Raw genomic sequence first — 26,756 nt, forward strand, 5'->3', positions numbered from 1 at the left:
TTAACAAACGACAAAAGAGGAATCATTATTATGAATAAAATATTTCGTGTAATTTGGAATAAGTCAACTCAAACTTGGATTGCTGTATCTGAACTAGCAAAAGGTAGAGTGAAATCAAGTAGTAATAATGCAAACTCTAATGTATCTTTATCCTTAGTATCTATTAGTTTATTAGCTTCATTCCCAATATTATCGGAATATAGTTATGCGGCAAGATCTATTTCTTCAGTAGGGGCTAATAATGTCCATATTGAAACAAATGACTTTGGAAAATCTAATATTTTAATTGGTAATACAGCAAAAATAGAGAGAACAAACTATAAAGGGACGGATGGTTCATTTCTGCCTAACACTGCCAAATATAATGTTGTTATAGGAGAGAATGCAGTTTCTCCAGGAAGAAATAATATAGTGATAGGACTTAATGCCACAGCATTTGGTAGTAAACCGAGAACTGGAGGTGATACAGATGCCTCACGAAATCAAATTGCTATCGGCTCTAATGCATTTGCAGCAGGAACAAACAGTATTGCATTTGGTAAAGATACATTTACCAATTCTGAAGAGGGTGTTGCAATAGGTGATTCAGCAAGAACAGATGCAGTTGGAGGTACTGCTATTGGTACAAGAGCTAGAGCGAGGTATGCTGATTCAATTGCCCTTGGTTCAAATTCTGAAACTAATGAAGCGGCTACTAAAGAAGGGAATATTGAAGTTAATGGCGTTACATATAACCCAGCAAACGGTGAAGTTGAAGAAGTAAGCTATGCCGTTTCCGTTGGTAGTGCAACTATAAAACGCCAAATAAAGAACGTTGCTCCAGGGAAAATTGCGTCTGATTCAACAGATGCCATCAACGGATCTCAATTATATAGCATTACTAGTAAGTTACAGCAAGGTTGGAAACTAGGGGTAAATAATGAGACAGAAGCTAATGCAAGTAGTGTAGATACGCAAACGAATCTTGTCCGAGTTAAAGAAGATACGAATATTGATGTTTCTCGTGATGGAAATGATATTACGATTAAAACCGTAGATTCTCCCGTCTTTACCTCTGTTAATGCAGGAGCTTTAACTGCTACAACAGCCAATTTCTCTGGTAAAATTGATGCTAATGCAGGAATAGATCTTCATAATCAAAAAATCACTAACCTTCAAAATGGAACAGCAGATAAAGATGCTGTGAATTTTAGCCAGTTAGAAGGGGTAAAATCTATTGCAGATAATGCGAATAACGTAGCGAATGCAGCTAATACTACAGCAAATGATGCGAATAGCACTGCCAATGCAGCTAACACCACCGCAAATACGGCGAATAATACAGCCAACACAGCCAATACCACCGCAAATACGGCGAATAATACAGCCAACACAGCCAATACCACCGCAAATACGGCAAATAATACAGCCAACACAGCCAATACCACCGCAAATACGGCGAATAGTACTGCCAATACAGCCAATACTACAGCGAATACCGCGAACAGTACGGCTAACACTGCCAATAGCACAGCAAATAATGTTAAAACATTAGTAGGTAAAGGTTGGAACCTTACAACGGCTAAAACAGCTAGTGGTACAAATTCAGGGAGTGATTCAAATGTAAAATTAGGTGAAACTGTCACTGTTACCGCAGGTAATAACATCGATGTTAAGTTAAGTGATAAGAATATTACTATTGCAACTTCCATGAATCCTACTTTTACAAATGTAAAAGCGACAGATGTTAATACAACGACGTTAAGTACCACAGACACTGCAACGATTGGAGGCATGCTGAATGCAAAAGGAGGCTTAACTGTTGCTCCAAATCAAGCAGTAAGCATGGGTAATAATCCAGTTCATAATGTAGCAAATGGTACAGCAGATACGGATGCAGTAAACCTAAGTCAATTAAATGCGACTAAATCTAATGTAGTAGCAGGGACAAATGTACATAGTGTTGCTGAAACGGATAACACTAATGGTGGCAAAACATATACTGTCAATGCAAATGGTACAACGGTAAGTACTGAGGGTACGGGTTTAAAATTATCTACTACACCTAATGATACAACACATACTACAGATTATAAATTGGGCTTAAGTGATGCGACTGTTCAATCCTTAGAACAAGCTGATTCTGCATTGCAATCATGGAAAGCTCAGGTTAATGGCAGTGATGCAAAAACATTAACTAAAGATGTAAATACTTTAAATTTTGTTAATGGAACAAATACAGTAGCAGAGAATAAAAATGGATCCATTGCATTTTCAACAGCACCTGAAGTAAGTTTTGATAAAGTCACGGTTGGTTCAGTAACGCTAGATAAAACAGATGGAATTAATGCTGGAAACTCCGTAATTCAAGGCGTAGCGAATGGTATTGAGGGTACAGATGCAGTTAACTTAAACCAATTAAATGCGACGACCTCAGGATTAACGGATAAAGGGTTAGATTTTACGGGTAATGCAGGTTTGGATAAGACCCACCGTAATTTAGGTCAAACACTGAATATCACAGGTACAGCAAGCACAGCGGGTAACTATACCTCATCGAATGTGAAGACTGTGGTAAGTGATGGCAAAGTTGAGATTCAAATAGCGGAAGACCCGACATTTAATAATGTGACGGCATCGAATGTAGATACAGGTACATTAACGACGACGGGTGATGCCACGATAGGCGGTAAGTTAACAGCTCAAAAAGGGATTGATGCGTCGAATCAAACGATAAGTCATGTAGCAGCCGCGACAGAGGAGAGTGATGCGACCAATTTAGGTCAAGTGAAGGATTTAGTCTCTAGCTCTGCATGGAATCTGACGAATGGTGCTGTGGAGGGTGGTGTTGATGAAACGGAAGCGAGTTTAGCGGATGAGGCGATCAACCCGAACGACCAATTAAAACTTCAAGCGGGTAAAAACTTGAAGGTGAAGCGAGAAGCGAATGGTACGGTGACGTATGGCACGCAAGATAATGTGACATTTACGACGGTGAATAGTACTGGGGTTAATACGGTGACATTAGCGACGACGGGTGCGGCGACCATTGGAGGGATGCTGAATGCAAATGGTGGCTTAACTGTTGCTGAAAATAAAATCGTGAACCTAGGTAATAACCGAGTACAGGGCGTAGCGAATGGTGTTGAGGGTACAGATGCCGTTAACTTAAACCAATTAAATGCGACGACCTCAGGATTAACGGATAAAGGGTTAGATTTTACGGGTAATGCAGGTTTAGATAAGACCCACCGTAATTTAGGTCAAACACTGAATATCACAGGTACAGCAAGCACAGCGGGTAACTATACCTCATCGAATGTGAAGACTGTAGTAAGTGATGGCAAAGTTGAGATTCAAATAGCGGAAGACCCGACGTTTAATAATGTGACGGCATCGAATGTAGATACAGGTACATTAACGACGACGGGTGATGCCACGATAGGCGGTAAGTTAACAGCTCAAAAAGGGATTGATGCGTCGAATCAAACGATAAGTCATGTAGCAGCCGCGACAGAGGAGAGTGATGCGACCAATTTAGGTCAAGTGAAGGATTTAGTCTCTAGCTCTGCATGGAATCTGACGAATGGTGCTGTGGAGGGTGGTGTTGATGAAACGGAAGCGAGTTTAGCGGATGAGTCAATCAACCCGAACGACCAATTAAAACTTCAAGCGGGTAAAAACTTGAAGGTGAAGCGAGAAGCGAATGGTACGGTAACGTACTCAACACAGGATAATGTCACCTTTGCAAATGTAACCAGTTCGAATGTGAATACAACGACCTTAGCGACGACAGGTGCGGCGACGATTGGTGGCATGTTAACGGCGAATGGTGGTTTAACTGTTGCAGACAACCAAACCGTGAATCTGGGTAATAACCGTGTACAAGGTGTTGCGAATGGTACAGCGGATACGGATGCGGTGAACTTAAGTCAGTTAAATGCGACGACCTCAGGATTAACGGATAAAGGGTTAGATTTTACGGGTAATGCAGGTTTAGATAAGACCCACCGTAATTTAGGTCAAACACTGAATATCACAGGTACAGCAAGCACAGCGGGTAACTATACCTCATCGAATGTGAAGACTGTGGTAAGTGATGGCAAAGTTGAGATTCAAATAGCGGAAGACCCGACGTTTAATAATGTGACGGCATCGAATGTAGATACAGGTACATTAACGACGACGGGTGATGCCACGATAGGCGGTAAGTTAACAGCTCAAAAAGGGATTGATGCATCGAATCAAACGATAAGTCATGTAGCAGCCGCGACAGAGGAGAGTGATGCGACCAATTTAGGTCAAGTGAAGGATTTAGTCTCTAGCTCTGCATGGAATCTGACGAATGGTGCTGTGGAGGGTGGTGTTGATGAAACGGAAGCGAGTTTAGCGGATGAGTCAATCAACCCGAACGACCAATTAAAACTTCAAGCGGGTAAAAACTTGAAGGTGAAGCGAGAAGCGAATGGTACGGTGACGTATGGTACGCAAGATAATGTGACATTTACAACGGTGAATAGTACTGGGGTTAATACGGTGACATTAGCGACGACGGGTGCGGCGACGATTGGTGGCATGTTAACGGCGAATGGTGGTTTAACTGTTGCAGACAACCAAACCGTGAATCTGGGTAATAACCGTGTACAAGGTGTTGCGAATGGTACAGCGGATACGGATGCGGTGAACTTAAGTCAGTTAAATGCGACGACCTCAGGATTAACGGATAAAGGGTTAGATTTTACGGGTAATGCAGGTTTAGATAAGACCCACCGTAATTTAGGTCAAACACTGAATATCACAGGTACAGCAAGCACAGCGGGTAACTATACCTCATCGAATGTGAAGACTGTGGTAAGTGATGGCAAAGTTGAGATTCAAATAGCGGAAGACCCGACGTTTAATAATGTGACGGCATCGAATGTAGATACAGGTACATTAACGACGACGGGTGATGCCACGATAGGCGGTAAGTTAACAGCTCAAAAAGGGATTGATGCATCGAATCAAACGATAAGTCATGTAGCAGCCGCGACAGAGGAGAGTGATGCGACCAATTTAGGTCAAGTGAAGGATTTAGTCTCTAGCTCTGCATGGAATCTGACGAATGGTGCTGTGGAGGGTGGTGTTGATGAAACGGAAGCGAGTTTAGCGGATGAGTCAATCAACCCGAACGACCAATTAAAACTTCAAGCGGGTAAAAACTTGAAGGTGAAGCGAGAAGCGAATGGTACGGTGACGTATGGTACGCAAGATAATGTGACATTTACAACGGTGAATAGTACTGGGGTTAATACGGTGACATTAGCGACGACGGGTGCGGCGACGATTGGTGGCATGTTAACGGCGAATGGTGGTTTAACTGTTGCAGACAACCAAACCGTGAATCTGGGTAATAACCGTGTACAAGGTGTTGCGAATGGTACAGCGGATACGGATGCGGTGAACTTAAGTCAGTTAAATGCGACGACCTCAGGATTAACGGATAAAGGGTTAGATTTTACGGGTAATGCAGGTTTAGATAAGACCCACCGTAATTTAGGTCAAACACTGAATATCACAGGTACAGCAAGCACAGCGGGTAACTATACCTCATCGAATGTGAAGACAGTGGTAAGTGATGGCAAAGTTGAGATTCAAATAGCGGAAGACCCGACATTTAATAATGTGACGGCATCGAATGTAGATACCGGTACATTAATGACGACGGGTGATGCCACGATAGGCGGTAAGTTAACAGCTCAAAAAGGGATTGATGCATCGAATCAAACGATAAGTCATGTAGCAGCCGCGACAGAGGAGAGTGATGCGACCAATTTAGGTCAAGTGAAGGATTTAGTCTCTAGCTCTGCATGGAATCTGACGAATGGTGCTGTGGAGGGTGGTGTTGATGAAACGGAAGCGAGTTTAGCGGATGAGTCAATCAACCCGAACGACCAATTAAAACTTCAAGCGGGTAAAAACTTGAAGGTGAAGCGAGAAGCGAATGGTACGGTAACGTACTCAACACAGGATAATGTCACCTTTGCAAATGTAACCAGTTCGAATGTGAATACAACGACCTTAGCGACGACAGGTGCGGCGACGATTGGTGGCATGTTAACGGCGAATGGTGGTTTAACTGTTGCAGACAACCAAACCGTGAATCTGGGTAATAACCGTGTACAAGGTGTTGCGAATGGTACAGCGGATACGGATGCGGTGAACTTAAGTCAGTTAAATGCGACGACCTCAGGATTAACGGATAAAGGGTTAGATTTTACGGGTAATGCAGGTTTAGATAAGACCCACCGTAATTTAGGTCAAACACTGAATATCACAGGTACAGCAAGCACAGCGGGTAACTATACCTCATCGAATGTGAAGACTGTGGTAAGTGATGGCAAAGTTGAGATTCAAATAGCGGAAGACCCGACGTTTAATAATGTGACGGCATCGAATGTAGATACAGGTACATTAACGACGACGGGTGATGCCACGATAGGCGGTAAGTTAACAGCTCAAAAAGGGATTGATGCATCGAATCAAACGATAAGTCATGTAGCAGCCGCGACAGAGGAGAGTGATGCGACCAATTTAGGTCAAGTGAAGGATTTAGTCTCTAGCTCTGCATGGAATCTGACGAATGGTGCTGTGGAGGGTGGTGTTGATGAAACGGAAGCGAGTTTAGCGGATGAGTCAATCAACCCGAACGACCAATTAAAACTTCAAGCGGGTAAAAACTTGAAGGTGAAGCGAGAAGCGAATGGTACGGTAACGTACTCAACACAGGATAATGTCACCTTTGCAAATGTAACCAGTTCGAATGTGAATACAACGACCTTAGCGACGACAGGTGCGGCGACGATTGGTGGCATGTTAACGGCGAATGGTGGTTTAACTGTTGCAGACAACCAAACCGTGAATCTGGGTAATAACCGTGTACAAGGTGTTGCGAATGGTACAGCGGATACGGATGCGGTGAACTTAAGTCAGTTAAATGCGACGACCTCAGGATTAACGGATAAAGGGTTAGATTTTACGGGTAATGCAGGTTTAGATAAGACCCACCGTAATTTAGGTCAAACACTGAATATCACAGGTACAGCAAGCACAGCGGGTAACTATACCTCATCGAATGTGAAGACTGTGGTAAGTGATGGCAAAGTTGAGATTCAAATAGCGGAAGACCCGACGTTTAATAATGTGACGGCATCGAATGTAGATACAGGTACATTAACGACGACGGGTGATGCCACGATAGGCGGTAAGTTAACAGCTCAAAAAGGGATTGATGCATCGAATCAAACGATAAGTCATGTAGCAGCCGCGACAGAGGAGAGTGATGCGACCAATTTAGGTCAAGTGAAGGATTTAGTCTCTAGCTCTGCATGGAATCTGACGAATGGTGCTGTGGAGGGTGGTGTTGATGAAACGGAAGCGAGTTTAGCGGATGAGTCAATCAACCCGAACGACCAATTAAAACTTCAAGCGGGTAAAAACTTGAAGGTGAAGCGAGAAGCGAATGGTACGGTGACGTATGGTACGCAAGATAATGTGACATTTACAACGGTGAATAGTACTGGGGTTAATACGGTGACATTAGCGACGACGGGTGCGGCGACGATTGGTGGCATGTTAACGGCGAATGGTGGTTTAACTGTTGCAGACAACCAAACCGTGAATCTGGGTAATAACCGTGTACAAGGTGTTGCGAATGGTACAGCGGATACGGATGCGGTGAACTTAAGTCAGTTAAATGCGACGACCTCAGGATTAACGGATAAAGGGTTAGATTTTACGGGTAATGCAGGTTTAGATAAGACCCACCGTAATTTAGGTCAAACACTGAATATCACAGGTACAGCAAGCACAGCGGGTAACTATACCTCATCGAATGTGAAGACTGTGGTAAGTGATGGCAAAGTTGAGATTCAAATAGCGGAAGACCCGACGTTTAATAATGTGACGGCATCGAATGTAGATACAGGTACATTAACGACGACGGGTGATGCCACGATAGGCGGTAAGTTAACAGCTCAAAAAGGGATTGATGCATCGAATCAAACGATAAGTCATGTAGCAGCCGCGACAGAGGAGAGTGATGCGACCAATTTAGGTCAAGTGAAGGATTTAGTCTCTAGCTCTGCATGGAATCTGACGAATGGTGCTGTGGAGGGTGGTGTTGATGAAACGGAAGCGAGTTTAGCGGATGAGTCAATCAACCCGAACGACCAATTAAAACTTCAAGCGGGTAAAAACTTGAAGGTGAAGCGAGAAGCGAATGGTACGGTGACGTATGGTACGCAAGATAATGTGACATTTACAACGGTGAATAGTACTGGGGTTAATACGGTGACATTAGCGACGACGGGTGCGGCGACGATTGGTGGCATGTTAACGGCGAATGGTGGTTTAACTGTTGCAGACAACCAAACCGTGAATCTGGGTAATAACCGTGTACAAGGTGTTGCGAATGGTACAGCGGATACGGATGCGGTGAACTTAAGTCAGTTAAATGCGACGACCTCAGGATTAACGGATAAAGGGTTAGATTTTACGGGTAATGCAGGTTTAGATAAGACCCACCGTAATTTAGGTCAAACACTGAATATCACAGGTACAGCAAGCACAGCGGGTAACTATACCTCATCGAATGTGAAGACTGTGGTAAGTGATGGCAAAGTTGAGATTCAAATAGCGGAAGACCCGACATTTAATAATGTGACGGCATCGAATGTAGATACCGGTACATTAATGACGACGGGTGATGCCACGATAGGCGGTAAGTTAACAGCTCAAAAAGGGATTGATGCGTCGAATCAAACGATAAGTCATGTAGCAGCCGCGACAGAGGAGAGTGATGCGACCAATTTAGGTCAAGTGAAGGATTTAGTCTCTAGCTCTGCATGGAATCTGACGAATGGTGCTGTGGAGGGTGGTGTTGATGAAACGGAAGCGAGTTTAGCGGATGAGTCAATCAACCCGAACGACCAATTAAAACTTCAAGCGGGTAAAAACTTGAAGGTGAAGCGAGAAGCGAATGGTACGGTGACGTATGGCACGCAAGATAATGTGACATTTACAACGGTGAATAGTACTGGGGTTAATACGGTGACATTAGCGACGACGGGTGCGGCGACGATTGGTGGCATGTTAACGGCGAATGGTGGTTTAACTGTTGCAGACAACCAAACCGTGAATCTGGGTAATAACCGTGTACAAGGTGTTGCGAATGGTACAGCGGATACGGATGCGGTGAACTTAAGTCAGTTAAATGCGACGACCTCAGGATTAACGGATAAAGGGTTAGATTTTACGGGTAATGCAGGTTTGGATAAGACCCACCGTAATTTAGGTCAAACACTGAATATCACAGGTACAGCAAGCACAGCGGGTAACTATACCTCATCGAATGTGAAGACAGTGGTAAGTGATGGCAAAGTTGAGATTCAAATAGCGGAAGACCCGACATTTAATAATGTGACGGCATCGAATGTAGATACCGGTACATTAATGACGACGGGTGATGCCACGATAGGCGGTAAGTTAACAGCTCAAAAAGGGATTGATGCATCGAATCAAACGATAAGTCATGTAGCAGCCGCGACAGAGGAGAGTGATGCGACCAATTTAGGTCAAGTGAAGGATTTAGTCTCTAGCTCTGCATGGAATCTGACGAATGGTGCTGTGGAGGGTGGTGTTGATGAAACGGAAGCGAGTTTAGCGGATGAGTCAATCAACCCGAACGACCAATTAAAACTTCAAGCGGGTAAAAACTTGAAGGTGAAGCGAGAAGCGAATGGTACGGTAACGTACTCAACACAGGATAATGTCACCTTTGCAAATGTAACCAGTTCGAATGTGAATACAACGACCTTAGCGACGACAGGTGCGGCGACGATTGGTGGCATGTTAACGGCGAATGGTGGTTTAACTGTTGCAGACAACCAAACCGTGAATCTGGGTAATAACCGTGTACAAGGTGTTGCGAATGGTACAGCGGATACGGATGCGGTGAACTTAAGTCAGTTAAATGCGACGACCTCAGGATTAACGGATAAAGGGTTAGATTTTACGGGTAATGCAGGTTTAGATAAGACCCACCGTAATTTAGGTCAAACACTGAATATCACAGGTACAGCAAGCACAGCGGGTAACTATACCTCATCGAATGTGAAGACAGTGGTAAGTGATGGCAAAGTTGAGATTCAAATAGCGGAAGACCCGACGTTTAATAATGTGACGGCATCGAATGTAGATACAGGTACATTAATGACGACGGGTGATGCTACGATAGGCGGTAAGTTAACAGCTCAAAAAGGGATTGATGCATCGAATCAAACGATAAGTCATGTAGCAGCCGCGACAGAGGAGAGTGATGCGACCAATTTAGGTCAAGTGAAGGATTTAGTCTCTAGCTCTGCATGGAATCTGACGAATGGTGCTGTGGAGGGTGGTGTTGATGAAACGGAAGCGAGTTTAGCGGATGAGTCAATCAACCCGAACGACCAATTAAAACTTCAAGCGGGTAAAAACTTGAAGGTGAAGCGAGAAGCGAATGGTACGGTGACGTATGGCACGCAAGATAATGTGACATTTACAACGGTGAATAGTACTGGGGTTAATACGGTGACATTAGCGACGACGGGTGCGGCGACCATTGGAGGGATGCTGAATGCAAACGGTGGCTTAACTGTTGCTGAAAACCAAACAGTAAATATGGGTGGAAACACCATAAAGAATGTGGGTGATGCGGTAGATGACACTGATGCTGTGAATAAGAAACAGTTGGATGAAACTTCAAATGCATTGACAAATAAAGGGTTAGTGTTCGAAGGTAATTCTGGTGGTGAAATTGCTAAGAAATTGGGAGATAAACTCAGTATTATTGGCTCTGGTAGCAAGGAAGATGATCAGTATAGTGCTGACAATGTGAAAACAGTTAAAACTGATAAAGGATTAGAAATCAGAATTGATAAGAATCCTACTTTTGCAAATATCACTTCTGCATCAATTAAGACTGGTGATATTACTGCGACAGGTAATACTGTGTTAAATACATTAACTGTTGGTGGAGCAACTCGCTTTAATGGTGGATTCTCAGTAGCACCTAATCAGTCTGTAGATGTTGGTGGTAACCGTATACAAAATGTTGGTGATGCCCAAGATGGAAAAGATGCGGTTAATTTAGATGTATTAAATGAAAAAGTTGATAATCTTACAAATCTTCTCACTGATAAAGGTTTGAATTTCAAAGGTAATAATACTGAAGTTGATGTTGCTCGTAAGTTAGGTGAAACACTTGATATTGTAGGTGCAACAGAAAATGGAACTGCAGGAGATTACAGTGCTAAAAATGTGAAAACTGTTGGTTCAGAAGGTAAGATTGAAATTCAATTCGCTGATAACCCGACGTTTAATGATATTACTGCAACAGGTGATTTAAATGTAGATGGTGATCAAACTGTTAAGGGTGATTCAACAATAGAAGGTAATCAGACAGTTCAAGGTGACTCAACGATAAATGGTAACCAAACAGTGAAAAAAGATTTAACTGTTGAAGGTGATGCTAATATTAAAGGCGATCAAACTGTATCAGGCGATTCAATGATAAAAGGTAGTCAAACAGTGAATAAAGATTTAACTGTTGAAGGCGATGCTAATATCAAAGGCAATCAAACTGTATCAGGTGATTCACTAATAAAGGGTAGCCAAACAGTGAAGAAAGATTTAACAGTTGAAGGCGACTCTAATTTAACTAATCTGACTGCAACTGGCGATGTAACATTAGGTGGTAATGGTAAGTCATTCAATGTTGCTAGTAACACAATGGTGAACATGGGTAATAATGTTATTTCAGGAGTTAAATCGGGTACAAATGCAACAGATGCAGCCAATCGTGGCGATGTAGATGATGCAGTAAGTACAGCAGTAAAAGGTCTTACTGATAAAGGATTAGCTTTCTCTGGAAATGACGGTAAAACTAACCGTAAGTTAGGTGAGACTTTAGAAATTAGTGGCGAGGCGACAACAGAAGGATCTTATAGCGGTAAAAATATTAAAACTGTTGTAAAAGACGGTAAGGTTGAGATCCAAATGGCAGATAAACCTGTATTTGATGGGTTAGATGCTAATGGTAAGAACATTACCAATGTTGCAGATGGCGATATTTCACCAACAAGTAAAGATGCAGTGAATGGTCAGCAATTGTACGCAGTTCATCAAGCATTAGGCGGCGATATATCAACTATTGGTACTGTCGGTACAACCATTGTAAATCCAGATGGCTCAACTGAGGTTGTTCAGGTAAGCGAGTCAGGAGGCTACACATTAACAACTTATAATGTTAAGGATCAAAAAGAGTATCGTACTAACAATGTTATTGAAGCTATTGGGCGAATGAATGAACAAGGTATTAAGTTCTTCCATACTAATGACGGAGTGGTTAAACCTATTGCTCAAGGTGAAAATACGATTGACTCAAGTGCATCTGGTGCTTATTCAACAGCTGTGGGTTATCAGGCTAAAGCTAATGGAGAAAATGCAATTGCATTAGGTAATGGTTCACAAGCAACAGGCGATAATACAATTAGTATCGGTACTGGAAACGTCGTAAGTGGCAATAATTCTGGTGCAATAGGTGATCCTAGCGTAATTTCTGGTAATGAAAGCTATGCGGTAGGTAATAACAATGTTGTGAAGACTAACGATACGTTTGTAGTCGGTAATAATGTTACTACTACCGTAGATAATTCTGTATTCTTAGGTAGTGATACAGGGTATGTTGCAGAAGGTGATACGACTAAAGGTAACATTGCTCATACTTCTCAAGTTATCGGTGATAATACTTATAACTACGCAGGTGGAGAACAAAATGAAGTTGTTGGTGTTGTGAGCGTAGGGAATGTTAAATCTGATGGTTCTATGCAAACACGCCGTATTCAAAATGTTGCACCAGGTTTAGTGAGTGACAGCAGTACTGATGCAATCAATGGTAGCCAACTTTATGCGTTACACGAAGTTGTCGGTAAAGGGTGGGAGCTAAATATTGGTTCAGTTGAAGGAACTAATGGAGTAGCAACCAATGCCCAACCAACCAAGATCGGATTAGGTGACGCCTTTATTGTGAATGCGGGTCAAAATATTGTGGTAAATCAAGAAGGTAACCGCATTGATATTGCAACGTCATTAAGACCTAATTTCAATTCATTGACTGTTAATCCTAATGGAAAAGTCGATATGGGTGGAAACCGAATCCAGAATGTAGGTCAAGCTGTTAATGCAGGTGATGCGGTAAACTATGGTCAATTTAAAGCTGAAGTGGGTAAAATTGATAATCGCTTGAGAGCGGGTATTGCTGGTGCAGTTGCTTCTGCGACATTAGTACAAGCATTTAACCCAAGTGATAGCTTGATTGCTATAGGTGCAGGGACTTACAGAGGTGCATCAGCACTTTCTCTTGGTTATTCTAAAGTGTCAGATAATGGAAAAATTATCTTTAAAGTCACAGGAAGTGCGAATAACTATGGTGATTTCTCTGGTGGAGCAAGTGTAGGATATCGATTCTAACTGCATCTAACTAATTGGTTAGTTTCATTTTAAGATAAACAAATGCCTAGCTTATGCTAGGCATTTTTATAGGTAAATATTTATTAGTTTTGCAAAATATTGAGCGGATCTTACCGCTTGCACATTCAAACCTATGCTTATTTAGGGTACAATCATATAAATTTTTATTAACAAATTGGTATTATGAGTAAGAAACCAAAAGTGGCTTCAAATACGATCGCATTGAATAAGCGTGCAAGACACGAATATTTTATTGAAGATGAAATTGAAGCGGGATTAGAATTACAAGGTTGGGAAGTTAAAGCATTACGAGCGGGCAAAGCCAATATTGGTGATAGCTATGTTATTTTTCGTGATGGTGAAGCCTATTTGTTTGGGGCGATGATCACACCATTGAATGTCGCATCAACTCATATTGTTGCAGACCCAACTCGTACCCGTAAATTATTATTAAACAAACGTGAATTAGATTCTCTATTTGGTAAAACAAATCGTGATGGTTTTACTGTGGTTGCCCTTTCAATGTATTGGAAAAATGCATGGGCAAAAGTAAAAATTGGTTTAGCCAAAGGGAAGAAATTACACGATAAACGCGAAGATATTAAAGATCGTGAGTGGCAAGTTGCGAAGCAACGTATTATGAAACATGCTAACCGCTAGAATTATTTTGATAAAGTAATTATAAGCGGTTAGATCAGTGACATATTTTGTCATTATTTAAGTATTAGAAAATTAGGAATAAACAATGATTGATCAGAATCTCCTCCGTACTAACTTAGAAGAAGTTGCACATATTTTAAAAACAAAACGTAGTTTTGAATTAGATGTACAAAAAATTGCAACACTAGAAGAACAGCGTAAAACATTACAAGTTAAAACAGAAACATTACAAGCAGAGCGTAACGCTCGTTCGAAAAGCATTGGTGCAGCGAAAGCGAGAGGCGAGGATATTTCAGCTCTACTAGCTGAAGTGGATTCAATGGGGAATGAATTAGACTCAGCGAAAGTAGAGTTAGATAAAATTCAAACTGAGATCAGAGAATTATTATTAACTATCCCTAATTTACCGGCGGATGAAGTGCCAATTGGTAAAGATGATAGTGAAAATGTCGAAATTTCCCGTTGGGGAACTCCACGTGAATTTGATTTTGAAGTGAAAGATCATGTGGCATTAGGTGAGAATTTATCAGGTTTAGACTTCCCTGCTGGCGTAAAGTTAACAGGTAGCCGTTTCGTTGTAATGAAAGATAAAATCGCTCGTTTACACCGTGCCTTATCACAATTTATGTTAGATTTACACACAGAACAACACGGTTATATGGAAACTTATGTACCATATTTAGTGAACCACGATACCCTTTATGGTACAGGTCAATTGCCTAAATTTGGTGAAGATCTTTTCCATACTCAACCATTATTAGGACAAGATCCTAATGCAGTACAAAAACCTTATGCATTAATTCCAACAGCAGAAGTTCCGGTAACGAATTTAGTCAGAGATGAAATCTTAGACGAAGAAAGTTTACCATTGAAATTTACCGCACATACTCCGTGTTTCCGTTCAGAAGCAGGCTCTTATGGACGTGATACTCGTGGTCTAATTCGTATGCACCAATTCGATAAAGTTGAAATGGTACAAATTGTTGCACCAGAAAAATCAATGGAAGCATTAGAAGAATTAACAGGCCATGCAGAAAAAGTCCTTCAATTATTAGGCTTACCTTATCGTAAAGTGTTACTTTGTTCTGGAGATATGGGTTTTGGTGCAACTAAAACTTACGATTTAGAAGTTTGGTTACCTGCACAAAATACATACCGTGAGATTTCATCTTGTTCTAATATGTGGGATTTCCAAGCTCGTAGAATGTCAGCACGTTGCAAAGCAAAAAGTGAAAAGAAAACACGTTTAGTCCATACCTTAAATGGTTCAGGCTTGGCTGTTGGACGCACTCTAGTTGCAGTATTAGAAAATTACCAAAACGCAGATGGTTCAATTACTGTACCAGAAGTGTTACGTCCTTATATGAATGGGATTGAAGTGATTAAGTAATTCATTTTACTTTTGAATTCAATATAAGAAAAAGGTGGGAATTTTTATTCCCACCTTTTTTATGAAAGGTCATACTTTATAATTACTGAGTCTATTCTTTATTACTTACAATGACTCTCAAACTATCTAATCGCCAATTTGCTTGCTCTAGTTGTTTGAGCGATTCTTCTCGAATTGTTTCTAATTCAGCAATTTCATCAGCACGGATATTTTTATTGACCGCTTGTAACGAAGTTAAACGCTGTAATTCTGCACTCAATGTTTGGTCAGCATTTTGTTTTGCTTCATTGATGAGTGCTTCTGCTTTTGGTGCGATTTGTTGTTCGCCGAATGCAATCAGTTTTTCAATATCTGCTCGAGCCATTTTAGCGATTTTATTTGCCATTTGACGATTCACTGGTTTCAACTGCTTTTCAAGCCCAGAGAAAGAAACTTGTGAGGCTAAATCATTCCCTTTACTGTCTAACAATACGCGCACAGGTGTTGGCGGTAAGAAACGAGTAAGCTGTAATTTTTTCGGTGCTTGAGCTTCAACGATATAAATCGCTTCAAGTAATAAAGTACCCGCAGGTAGATTTTTATTCACCAAAATTGACACCGCACTTTTACCAATATCCCCAGAGGTAATTAAATCAATCCCATTGCGGATCATTGGATGATCCCATGTTAAGAAGAGTAAATCTTCACGCACTAAGGCTAATTCACGATCAAAAGTAACGGTGTTACCTTCTTCATCAAGTCCTGGGAAATCAGGCACGAGCATATGTTCTGTTGGACGAATTACAATGCTTTTCTCGCCTAAATCTTCTTGTTCTAAGCCGACCACGTCAAATAGATTTAATGCAAAATTAATTAATTTTGGATTTTCATCTTGTTGTTCGATAGCGTGTGCAAGCTGTTGAGCGTTATCGCCTCCATTAGAATTCAGTTCTAACAGTTTATCTCGCCCTTTTTCTAACTCTAGTTTGAGTTGTTGCTGACGCTTTTGGGTTTCAGCTAAAAACTCTTCAAATGCCTCTGAACGCACAGGGTTTAGGATAAAGCTTTCTAATTTATCACTAAATTGGTTGAACAGACTTGCTCCCATTGGCGAGGTTTCTTCAAAGGCATTTAAACCTTTGTGGTACCATTCAGCTAAGACCATTTGTGATGAGTCTTCAAAGCAAGGCACATAAATTTTAATATCTGATTTTTGTCCGATACGATCTAAACGTCCGATACTTTGTTCCAATAAATCTGGATTATCAGGTAAATTAAACAACACTAAACGATGCGAAAATTGGAAGTTTCGTCCTTCCGAACCAATGCTTGAACTGATTAGCACTTGTGCGCCTTCTTCTTGTTGAGCAAAGTAAGCTGCCGCTTTATCTCGTTCTACAATACTCATACGCTCGTGAAATACCGCTGATCTGATCGCTTCTTTTTCACGTAATACTTGCTCTAATTGAATCGCTGTTTCAGCTTGTCGGCAAATCACGAGAATTTTTTCATCACGATGATTTTTCAAGAAAGTGATTAACCATTCAATACGCGGATCGAATTCAAACCATTTCGCATTTGGATTCATGCGTTGGAATAGGCATTCAGGATAAAGTAAATCTTGTTTTTTATTTCCTTTCATCAATCCCATTACTTTTAACGCATTGCGATATTGTTCAGGCATCGTTAAAGTAATTTGGTTAAAAATACGGTGTGGAAAACCTTTTACTCCTTGGCGAGTATTACGGAATAACACACGACTTGTACCATGACGATCGATTAATTTATTTATCAATTCTTGGCGAACAGATAAGCGTTGTTCGGTATCTATTTCTTGCGCATTGATAATGCGGAGCATTGGCTCAACGTCTTCCTCTGAAAGTAAATCGCTAATGCTATTTTGTTCCGCTGTACTTAACGCTTTATCACTTAATAAAGTCGAAACCGCATCGGCAACGGGTTGATATTGTTGTTGTTCTGCGACAAAGGCTTGATAATCATAGAAACGATCAGGATCGAGCAATGCTAAACGAGCAAAATGGCTCTCTTGTCCTAGTTGTTCTGGGGTCGCAGTAAGCAATAATACTGACGCAATTTGTTTGGCTAATTGTGCAACAAATTGATAGGCAACACTTGGCTCATCTTCATTCCATTCTAAATGATGGGCTTCATCCACAATCAACATATCCCACTGGCTTTCTAATACTTGTTTAGCTCGTTGAGGTGTTTTTTCTAACCAATCAATAGAGCAAATCACAAGAGATTCTGAATCAAATGGATTCTCGCTGATATCATTATCAGCGTCATCTTTTTTAGTGAAATCGCTACAACGCTCTTCATCAAAAAGTGAAAAGTTTAAGCTGAAACGACGTAACATTTCTACTAGCCATTGGTGTTGCAAACTTTCTGGCACAAGCACTAGCACACGCTCGGCTCGACCCGAAAAGAGTTGTTGCTGTAAAATCATTCCAGCTTCAATAGTTTTACCTAATCCCACTTCATCGGCTAATAACACACGAGGGGAAACACGTTGCCCAACTTCTTTAGCAATATGTAACTGGTGGGGAATTAAACTTGCTCGGATACCTTGCATCCCGCGTAATTCAGATTGGAATTGAGCCTGTTGATATTGAAAAGCCTTATAGCGTAAAGAGAAACGATCGCTACGATCAATCTGAGCAGAAAAAAGGCGATCTTGTGGTTTACTAAAGCTGATTTTATGATCTAGCATCATTTCAGGCAGAACAGTTTCCTCTTGGGTATCAACACGTGTACCTAAATAGATAATCACGTCTTGATTTTCCACCACGCTATCAATATCTAACTGCCAACCATCGACAGTAGTAATTCTATCACCCTTTTGAAATTGCACTCGAGTTAATGGTGCAACTCCTGTCGCATACACTCTTTGCTCATCGGCAGCAGGAAAAAATATCGTTACAGTGCGAGTATCCACCGCTTGCACAATACCTAAACCTAAATTATTTTCTGATTCACTGATCCAACGTTGTCCAACGACAAAGCTCATAGATTCCTCTTTGGTATGATTTGTTTCTTGGTTTCTGAATGTCTATTCTACCTGATTTTACTTTAACAAGCGGTAGGATTCTGTCAAACTTTTGCAAGTTTTTGGGTTGTTTTTGATTATTGAGTATAATATTTATAGATCGTGCCTTTATTCCAAAGGCAATAGCGACTGCTTATTTATCCTATAAGGTGATTACATGAAAAAACTATTTGTATTGTCAGCATTAGCTTCATCGTTGGCACTTACTGCGTGTGGGGAATTGATAAATGTGCCAACAGAATATGAGTCTTCAGATTATTACTATCAAAATATAGATAAAGCGAAAAAAGTGGCAGAGCAATGTGATAGCACAAAGGCATCTTTAGACGTAGAGGCGAGTAAACTTTCTGATCCAGAAGTATTGAAAAAATATCATCAAGATCGCTCTATTTTTCTGAGTAATTGTGCTAATGCACAAGAGGCTTTGTTAAAGGTTGAAAAGGAACGACAAGAGCTCAAAAAACAAGAAGAGATAGCCAATAGAAGAAAAGAAGTCGAAGATTATTGGAATAGCAAAAAAGTACAATATAAGGATATGGATTGGAAAGAATATATCGATAGCAATATTGATTTTATTTATGAAGATTATTCTGTTTTGAGTGATTTTAAATATAGTTATGATGGTGATATTAGAAAGGTACCAGAAAGTGATAACCTATTTTTAGATGATATTTATACGCGAGCCTATATTGAATCAGGTGATCGCGACTGGCAGAGTAATAAGGAAGTCATTTCTAACAGGGCTCTTTATATTGATAATTTTAAGAGAGGTATCAATATATTAAAAACACAGCCTTATAAACAATTATTACAAGATACGTCATATTGTGAACAAGAGAGTAGAGAATTATCAAGTTGTAGCGTTTGGCAGACCGCACTATATGAAATAAGACAAGATACGATCAATAATTATGTAGCAAATTATGAAAGCTTAAAAAAGGACTTTAATCAATGCTTTGATAATATGGACAATAAATTCAAAGAGTTTGATGCATTAGACTTAGATGAATATGTGATTACGTATGATGACGATGATTTAGGTTGGACAGAAACCATTCGCCTAAAAGCCCCTTTTGGTGACAAGAGTGAATATAGAATTGCCTCAGAGAGAAATAAAGCTAAATATCATTATGCAATGCGAGAATACCCTTGTGCTCAAGCGGTTGAAGCCTTAGATAGATTGGAGTTATCTAAGTATAAAAGGTTGGACTAATAGCGGAAAAATGGGATAGATCTATTTCGACTATAATCGAAACTGACAGAATTTTTATGTTTTATTTCGATTATAGTCGATAATTTAAAATCACAACCCTTCGTACAACTTAAACGCTTGTCTATCCGACATACTTACAAGGTAATCACAAATTACTCGAGGTTGTTTAGTGGGGGCGGTATTTTCCCAACGTTCTGCAACATTTTTTGGGAGTAGGCGGGTCGGATCACAACTCAGCATATCGAATAGTGCCATTAAAATACGTTGTCCTTTGTATTCCACCCGTTGTGTTTTTACATCACAAATCACATAGTCATATACAAATGATTTTAAGACGTTTAACACCGCTTTCACATCATCAGGTAAGGTGGCGTTGAAACGTAATAATGGCTCATCAAATTCTTTGATGTCTTTCCATTGCACATTGGTTACAAAATAATTGACTAATGCCCCGATAATATCTTTACGTTCATAGCGGTGAGATGAGAACAATTTTTCACGCAATTGTGGCAACATGGCTTTTAACCATTCAGACTCACATTTTTCAAATGCTTTTTCAGCGTGAATCCAAGATTGCGGAGTGACCATTCCGCCGACAATCGCATCTTCTAAATCATGCACACCATAGGCAATATCATCCGCCAATTCCATAATGCTACAATCAAGGGATTTATACTGTGTGCTATTAGGTTGTTGCGGATCAGTATTCGCTATCACAGAGGTAAATAATTGCTTATCTTTTTCAGATAAAGGTTGCAGTACCCAATCAAAAAATTGTGTATCGTCCTCAAAAATGCCCTTGCTTGTTTTGATTTGGTGCAAGTTGATATAAGGGGTTTCAGGAATAACTTTAGGTGTTTTTGGCACAGTTTGGCTGAGTAGCGCAGGGTATTTCATAATGCCGAGCAAGGTACGGCGGGTGAGATTCATTCCTGCATTTTGTGTATAAGGCTCAAGTTGAGTGACGATACGAAAAGATTGAGCATTACCCTCAAATCCCCCAAACTCTCGCATTTTATAATTTAGTGCCATTTCCCCACCGTGTCCAAAAGGAGGATGCCCGATATCGTGAGCAAAACAAAGGGATTCAATTAAACTACGGGAAGGCAATAAAGCGGTAAGATCATCGGCATATTTTGCAAAATTTGGATCGGAACAGACCGCTTGAAAACTTTGTTTATCTTCATTGAGTTTCGCCCGTAAGCTACCACCAATTTGAGCAGTTTCGAGGGAATGAGTTAAACGAGTGCGGTAAAAATCATCTTCGCCGACGGCGTGAATTTGCGTTTTGGCTTGTAAACAGCGAAATGCTTCCGAGTGCAAAATACGTCCACGATCCCGTTGAAAAGGTGAACGATGATCGTGTTCTCTGTGTTTATCCCCTAAAAATCGTTCCGTCCACGCATTGTCTTTCCAAATAGCTGGTTTTGTTTTTTGATCTTGTTGCATTGCTTATTCTCTCCCTTTTTGATGAGAATCCCGAAGTTTCGGGTATTTTAGGCTATAATATCGCACAATTATTTCTGTTTAAGCAATATCCAATGGCATTATTTTATTCTGAGAAAAAAGCAAAAAAAACAACAAAACCGACCGCTTTACAAGGCGTGACTATTCAAGATTTAGATTATCAAGGACGAGGTGTCGCAAAGGTTGGCGGTAAAACGTGGTTTATTGAGAATGCGTTACCTAGCGAGCAAGTGGATGCCAATGTGATCGAAGAAAAACGTCAATATGGAATGGCACAAGCGGTAAGATTCTCGCATAAATCTGCAAATCGAGTTGAGCCAGATTGTTCTCTCTACGCACAATGTGGCGGTTGTCAAATGCAACATATTTCACTCGATCTGCAACGTGCCACCAAGCAAAAAGCCCTTTTTCAACGCTTACAAAAATTGCAATCTGCCCCTATTGATTTTCAACCAATGATTGTGGGTGACGATCAGGGTTATCGTCGTCGTGCAAAATTGCATATCGGTTGGGATAAAAATAATGTGCTATTAGGTTTTCGCAAAAAAAATTCTCAAGAAATTATCGAGGTTGAGCAATGTTTAGTCTTAGAAAAGCCATTATCCGACTTTTTAATTCGCCTTAAAGCCTTATTAAAGGGATGGAAACAGAAAAAAGCGTTAGGGCATATTGAATTGGTGCGTGCAGACAATGGGATCGCTTTGTTACTTCGCCATATCGGGCAATTAACCACGCAAGATAGAGAAAATCTTAATGCCTTTGCTGAACAAGAAAATTTAATGTTATTTGTGATGACCGAGAAAGACGAGATTCAACAATGGCGGGGGGATTCCCCTTATTATCAGCTAGGCGACTTAAAGTTATCTTTTTCCATTCGTGATTTTATTCAAGTCAATGCCAGTTTAAATCAGCGAATGGTCACAACCGCAATAGATTGGTTGGAATTAAATGCAAGCGATAGGATCCTCGATTTATTTTGCGGGATGGGCAATTTCACGTTACCAATGGCTCGTTTTGTGGAAAAAGTTGTCGGGATTGAAGGTGTGCAACCTATGGTTGAACAAGCTCAACACAACGCACGGATAAATGGTATCGACAACGTACAATTTTACCAAACAGATTTAGCCCAACCTTTTGCCGATAAGCCTTGGGCAAGTCAATCATTTAACAAAGTCTTGCTTGATCCCGCCCGAAACGGCGCTTTGTTCGCCCTCGATCATCTATGCGAATTGCAACCCGAACGGATTGTATATGTATCCTGCAACCCCGCAACCCTCGTCCGAGATTGCGAAAAGTTGATCGAAAAAGGCTATAAACTGATTAAAGGGGCAATGATCGATATGTTTCCTCATACAGGGCATTTGGAGTCGGTGGTGGTGTTGAGTAAATAAAAATAGAGAGGTAACGTAAATTAGTGGGATTGTTGATTGAAATAAACGAATGAATATTCAGAGAGTATTGAGTAAATTTATTGAAATAAATCATTTTTTATAGTAATAAACGTACTATTTCATTACATGACCATTTAAATAGTTATATACTAGTTTGTTATTTGATATATTAGTTATCACATTTTAAGATAAAAATTATTTATACATTAGGATGATTAAATAGGAGGTTAGATGAGCGATTCAGAATATTACATGAATTTACCTCTAGATTTGGCTGGTAGTAGAACAAAAAATAGGTTCAGAGTAGAATTGTTATGGGGGATTGGTAAATTAATTGATTCCTATAAAAATTATGAAGATTATACTGTTGTATTTGATTTTAAATGTGATATTGAATTGCATTATAAAAGAGGATTTGATTTTTATCAAATAAAAACAAAAAATAGAGGAAATCATAGTATTAAAAGTCTAACAAATAGAAAGGGAAATAGTAATTCTATTTTAGGGACATTATATGCATTATATAGTCCTACACAAAAAGTGAAGTTGGCTGTAGTTTGTAATAAGCATTTAAAAATTAGTAGGAATGAAGATTTAAGATCAGAAATATGTTTAGGAGAATTAGATAAAAAAATAATAGATTTGGTTCAGGATAAATTAAAGGAAGAGTTAGCATTATCAAATATCATTTTAGATAATATATTTTATATTTGTGAAGAACTTGATTTAACACATCCTGATTATGCTATAAAAGGAAAGTTGATTGAATCTTTTCAAAATATTAAAAATGAAGAACCCCATAACCCAAATGCATTATATAGATTGGTTTTTGAAACTGCTCAGAAAAAAGCTTCTTATGAGTTGGAAATTACTAATTATAGTGATGTTCTATATTGGAAAGGAATTTCTAAGGGTGAATTTGATAAAATGCTTGAAGCTCATAGGAAGAAATCTATAACAGGTATAGAGCAAACTAGAGATTACATTAGAAAATTATCTTTAAAAGAAAGAAGAGAATATAACCAAGCTTTAAATAATTTGTTAGAAAACTATCATAGTCATAATTTAAATGAGTTGCAATTATTAATTTTTAAATATATAAAAGAAAAAGAGGATAATATAGAAAATGAGATTATACTTCTTGAAATGTTAAGTTCTGTTTTTGATAAAAAATTCCCAGTAGAATATACGGAAATCATGAAGAAAGTTTTTTACCTACTAATATTTTATATATATGCAGAAGGGGGGAGTATTTAATGAATATATTTTTTAAGAAAATATATATTTTTGATATTGTAACTAAAGAAGCTTTTGTTGCTAGTTTTGATAAGAATATAACTATTGTTACTTCTAGTAGTATTGATGGTACAGATAGAGGAAAATCAGTGTTGCTACGTAGTTTGTATCATACTTTGGGTGCAGATGCTTATTTTGATAAAAAATGGAAATAAAGTATATCTATTAGAGTTTTTTGTTGATGATAGCAAGTATTTTATATATCGATATAGAAAGATATTTAAAGTGTTTGATTCTTCTCTTACCATATTATTCCAAACATTATCTCGAATAGAATTATCAAAGTATTTAGGTGAAATTTGGAATTTTGAAATATTTTTACCTAATAGGAATACAGATATATTAGAGATTGCTCCATTAGCTTATACGTATGTAATGAACTTTATTGATCAAGATCACTATGAAGGAACTAATTTTAATTCTTTTAAAAATTTAGGTCAATATAAAAATTTTAAGCTTGATGTAATTTATGCACAATTAGGAATATACAATAAGAAATATTTTAACTATATAAAAAACAAACAAAATCTAGTTGAAGAAATCAATAAATCTAAATCTTTATATGATAAAGCTAATGAAATGCAGATTAAAATATCTAGTTTATTAGAAAATATAGTTGTCCCTGAAAATATAGAAGAGCTAAATATAGAGCTTACTATTAGATCAGAAGAATATAATGTTATATTGAAATCTATGAATAAACTTAGATATGAACTTACTAACTTAAGAAATGAAAGAAATGAGTTAATGATTGCCTTGAATCAAATTAATAGATTTAAGCATAATAAAGAACAAGAGATAAAGATTATTCTAAATGATAATATTTGTCCTGAATGTTATTCCAAATTAAATGATACGATAGGTCTAAGGAGCAAAAGATATAACTTAATTGAGGATTCACAATACATAAGTGATAGTATTTTTGAAGATATAGAAAAAATTAAAGAATCCATTTCCGAAAAGGAGAGTAGTTATAAGGAACTATCTATAAAGCTAGAATTATATACTGAAAAATTTAGTGTAACAAAAAAAGAAATAAAGAATTATGCTAGTTATATGGGGTTGAATGAACTTTATAATAGCCTAAATATAGAGCGAGTTAATGAGTTAAATATACAAAATAATATTAATGATAAAATTGTAAATATTAAAAAGGAATTAGATAGAATATCAGAAAATAAACAGGATATTAATAAAGAATATTATAATATGATAGATGCAGAAGTGTTAAAGTTTGGATTAAATGAATTAGATGATTCACAATATAAATCTATTAACCGTGTTTTTTGTGCTAGTGGAAGTAATAAGCCAATTTCAACTGTTATATGGTATTTTGTTCTAAACGTATTGAAAAAATATTTTAACAAAAGCTCTTTACAGCTACCAATGGTATTAGATAGTCCTAAAAATGCAGAAATGGATATTGATAAGGATCAAGCATTGACTAATTATATATTAGAAAATTCAGATAATTATAGTCAGCTTATTTTCTCATCAATTGGATTAGAAAAATTTGAGCTTGTACATAATGATAAAATAAATGTTATTGAGTTAAAAAATGAAAAATATCATTTACTAAATGCTAAAGTATTTAAAGAGAATGAAGAGCTATTAGATAATATTTTAAATGCACAATTAATATAAGTTATAGTAAAGTTAGAATTAATGTTTTATTTATATAATAATTTTGTTTTATTTTTTGGGATTAAAAGTTAACCTAATTGAAGGTATTACAATACTTTACATTTAACAAAAACTCATATAATTTTTACCTAAAATCAACATTTTTTAAGAGGTAAATAATTAATGAATGCATTGTTGAAGTTCACTCAGTTTGTTAGCAAAACATTTGCTGTGTGGGTGGTTGTGTTTGCGTTAATTGCGGCACAATTTCCCGATACGTTTAAAGTCTTTTTAGGTTGGGTACCTTATTTACTTGGGGTGGTCATGCTTGGTATGGGGCTAACCCTAACCTTTAAAGATTTTGGCGAGGTTTCGCGTAATCCTAAAGGGGCGATTATTGGTGTCGTTGCTCAATTTATCGTCATGCCTGCGTTGGCTTTTCTATTAGTGAAATTATTTGATCTTCCTCCCGATTTAGCGATTGGCGTGATTCTTGTTGGTTCTTGCCCCGGTGGTACTTCCTCTAATGTGATGACTTATCTTGCGAAAGGGAATACAGCACTTTCGGTAGCTTGTACTACAATTTCAACCTTATTAGCCCCAATCTTAACCCCTGCGGTCTTTTATCTATTTGCGAGTCAATGGTTAGATATTGATGCAGGAGCAATGTTTGTTTCTGTGTTGCAAATGGTGCTATTACCAATCTTTGTGGGTGTAATTATTCGTTCTATCTTCAAACAAAAAGTAGAAAATGTCAGCCAAGTTATGCCGTTAGTATCGGTCATTGCGATTGTATTAATTGTAACAGCGGTGGTTTCTGTCAGTAAGGATAGTATTATTGAATCTGGGCTGTTAATTTTCGCTATTGTGGTTTTACACAATGCATTAGGTTATGCGGTAGGCTATCTTGTTGCCCGCTTATTCAGACTGCCATTATCGGATAGTAAAGCCGTTTCAATCGAAGTGGGAATGCAAAATTCAGGATTAGGTGCGGCATTGGCGGCGATTCATTTTAAAGCTAATCCATTAATTGCAGTGCCGAGTGCAGTATTTAGCTTCTGGCACAACATTTCAGGTCCAATTCTTGCGATGATCTTCAATGCAATGGAAGAGAAAAAAGAGTAGATTTTGAGTGATTTATCC

The 26,756-nt window shown here is 38.7% G+C and carries 11 protein-coding genes; 9 read left to right on the forward strand and 2 right to left on the reverse strand.

Annotation, left to right across the window (positions count from 1 at the left end):
• Positions 1-30 precede the first annotated feature (30 nt).
• From A6A10_RS02665 to serS, 3 genes are all read left to right on the forward strand, one after another.
• Positions 31-13,527 (forward strand): ESPR-type extended signal peptide-containing protein, encoded by a 13,497-nt coding sequence (locus tag A6A10_RS02665; protein ID WP_154399691.1) that lies wholly within the window; start codon positions 31-33, stop codon positions 13,525-13,527.
• A gap of 180 nt (positions 13,528-13,707) precedes the next feature.
• Positions 13,708-14,187 (forward strand): SsrA-binding protein SmpB, encoded by a 480-nt coding sequence (gene smpB, locus A6A10_RS02670; protein WP_195759408.1) that lies wholly within the window; start codon positions 13,708-13,710, stop codon positions 14,185-14,187.
• A gap of 85 nt (positions 14,188-14,272) precedes the next feature.
• Entirely contained in the window at positions 14,273-15,577 is a 1,305-nt protein-coding gene (serS, locus tag A6A10_RS02675) for a serine--tRNA ligase (RefSeq protein WP_121122234.1), read from the forward strand.
• Between the two features lie 91 nt (positions 15,578-15,668).
• Here serS and rapA read toward each other — a convergent pair whose 3' ends face one another.
• Entirely contained in the window at positions 15,669-18,584 is a 2,916-nt protein-coding gene (gene rapA, locus A6A10_RS02680; RefSeq protein ID WP_121122232.1) for an RNA polymerase-associated protein RapA, read from the reverse strand.
• A 196-nt stretch (positions 18,585-18,780) separates the two neighbouring features.
• Here rapA and A6A10_RS02685 point away from each other — a divergent pair, with 196 nt between their 5' ends.
• Positions 18,781-19,836: a hypothetical protein gene (locus A6A10_RS02685; RefSeq protein WP_121122231.1), complete on the forward strand. Its 1,056-nt coding sequence runs from the start codon at positions 18,781-18,783 to the stop codon at positions 19,834-19,836.
• A 90-nt stretch (positions 19,837-19,926) separates the two neighbouring features.
• On the opposite strand, the gene A6A10_RS02690 is transcribed toward A6A10_RS02685, so the two are convergent.
• On the reverse strand, positions 19,927-21,285 hold the full coding sequence (locus A6A10_RS02690) for an anti-phage deoxyguanosine triphosphatase (protein ID WP_121122229.1): 1,359 nt from the start codon (positions 21,283-21,285) through the stop codon (positions 19,927-19,929).
• A gap of 92 nt (positions 21,286-21,377) precedes the next feature.
• On the opposite strand from A6A10_RS02690, the gene rlmD reads away from it, so the two are divergent.
• The 5 genes from rlmD to A6A10_RS02710 all read left to right on the forward strand — a co-directional run bounded on the left by rlmD (position 21,378) and on the right by A6A10_RS02710 (position 26,738).
• Complete coding sequence (gene rlmD / locus A6A10_RS02695) at positions 21,378-22,694, forward strand: 23S rRNA (uracil(1939)-C(5))-methyltransferase RlmD (protein WP_121122314.1); 1,317 nt, start codon at positions 21,378-21,380, stop codon at positions 22,692-22,694.
• Between the two features lie 231 nt (positions 22,695-22,925).
• Positions 22,926-23,951: a DUF4297 domain-containing protein gene (locus A6A10_RS02700; RefSeq protein WP_121122227.1), complete on the forward strand. Its 1,026-nt coding sequence runs from the start codon at positions 22,926-22,928 to the stop codon at positions 23,949-23,951.
• Entirely contained in the window at positions 23,951-24,145 is a 195-nt protein-coding gene (locus A6A10_RS09600; RefSeq protein ID WP_211327977.1) for a hypothetical protein, read from the forward strand. Before A6A10_RS02700 ends, A6A10_RS09600 begins: the two co-directional genes overlap by 1 nt.
• On the forward strand, positions 24,117-25,634 hold the full coding sequence (locus A6A10_RS02705; RefSeq protein ID WP_211327976.1) for a coiled-coil domain-containing protein: 1,518 nt from the start codon (positions 24,117-24,119) through the stop codon (positions 25,632-25,634). The genes A6A10_RS09600 and A6A10_RS02705 overlap by 29 nt, the downstream gene beginning before the upstream one ends.
• A 162-nt stretch (positions 25,635-25,796) precedes the next feature.
• Positions 25,797-26,738, forward strand: a complete 942-nt coding sequence (locus A6A10_RS02710) for a bile acid:sodium symporter family protein (RefSeq protein ID WP_121122225.1) — start codon at positions 25,797-25,799, stop codon at positions 26,736-26,738.
• Positions 26,739-26,756 lie beyond the last annotated feature (18 nt).

Source organism: Otariodibacter oris, from assembly GCF_009684715.1.
Classification (GTDB): Bacteria; Pseudomonadota; Gammaproteobacteria; order Enterobacterales; family Pasteurellaceae; genus Otariodibacter; species Otariodibacter oris.

Excerpts from the sequence above, each read along its gene's own strand:
- rapA (WP_121122232.1), bottom strand. The coding sequence starts at position 18,584 with ATGAGCTTTGTCGTTGGACAACGTTGGATCAGTGAATCAGAAAATAAT.
- A6A10_RS02685 (WP_121122231.1), top strand. The coding sequence starts at position 18,781 with ATGAAAAAACTATTTGTATTGTCAGCATTAGCTTCATCGTTGGCACTT.
- A6A10_RS02665 (WP_154399691.1), top strand. The coding sequence starts at position 31 with ATGAATAAAATATTTCGTGTAATTTGGAATAAGTCAACTCAAACTTGG.
- A6A10_RS02705 (WP_211327976.1), top strand. The coding sequence starts at position 24,117 with ATGCTTATTTTGATAAAAAATGGAAATAAAGTATATCTATTAGAGTTT.
- serS (WP_121122234.1), top strand. The coding sequence starts at position 14,273 with ATGATTGATCAGAATCTCCTCCGTACTAACTTAGAAGAAGTTGCACAT.
- rlmD (WP_121122314.1), top strand. The coding sequence starts at position 21,378 with ATGGCATTATTTTATTCTGAGAAAAAAGCAAAAAAAACAACAAAACCG.
- A6A10_RS02700 (WP_121122227.1), top strand. The coding sequence starts at position 22,926 with ATGAGCGATTCAGAATATTACATGAATTTACCTCTAGATTTGGCTGGT.
- A6A10_RS02710 (WP_121122225.1), top strand. The coding sequence starts at position 25,797 with ATGAATGCATTGTTGAAGTTCACTCAGTTTGTTAGCAAAACATTTGCT.
- A6A10_RS09600 (WP_211327977.1), top strand. The coding sequence starts at position 23,951 with ATGAATATATTTTTTAAGAAAATATATATTTTTGATATTGTAACTAAA.
- A6A10_RS02690 (WP_121122229.1), bottom strand. The coding sequence starts at position 21,285 with ATGCAACAAGATCAAAAAACAAAACCAGCTATTTGGAAAGACAATGCG.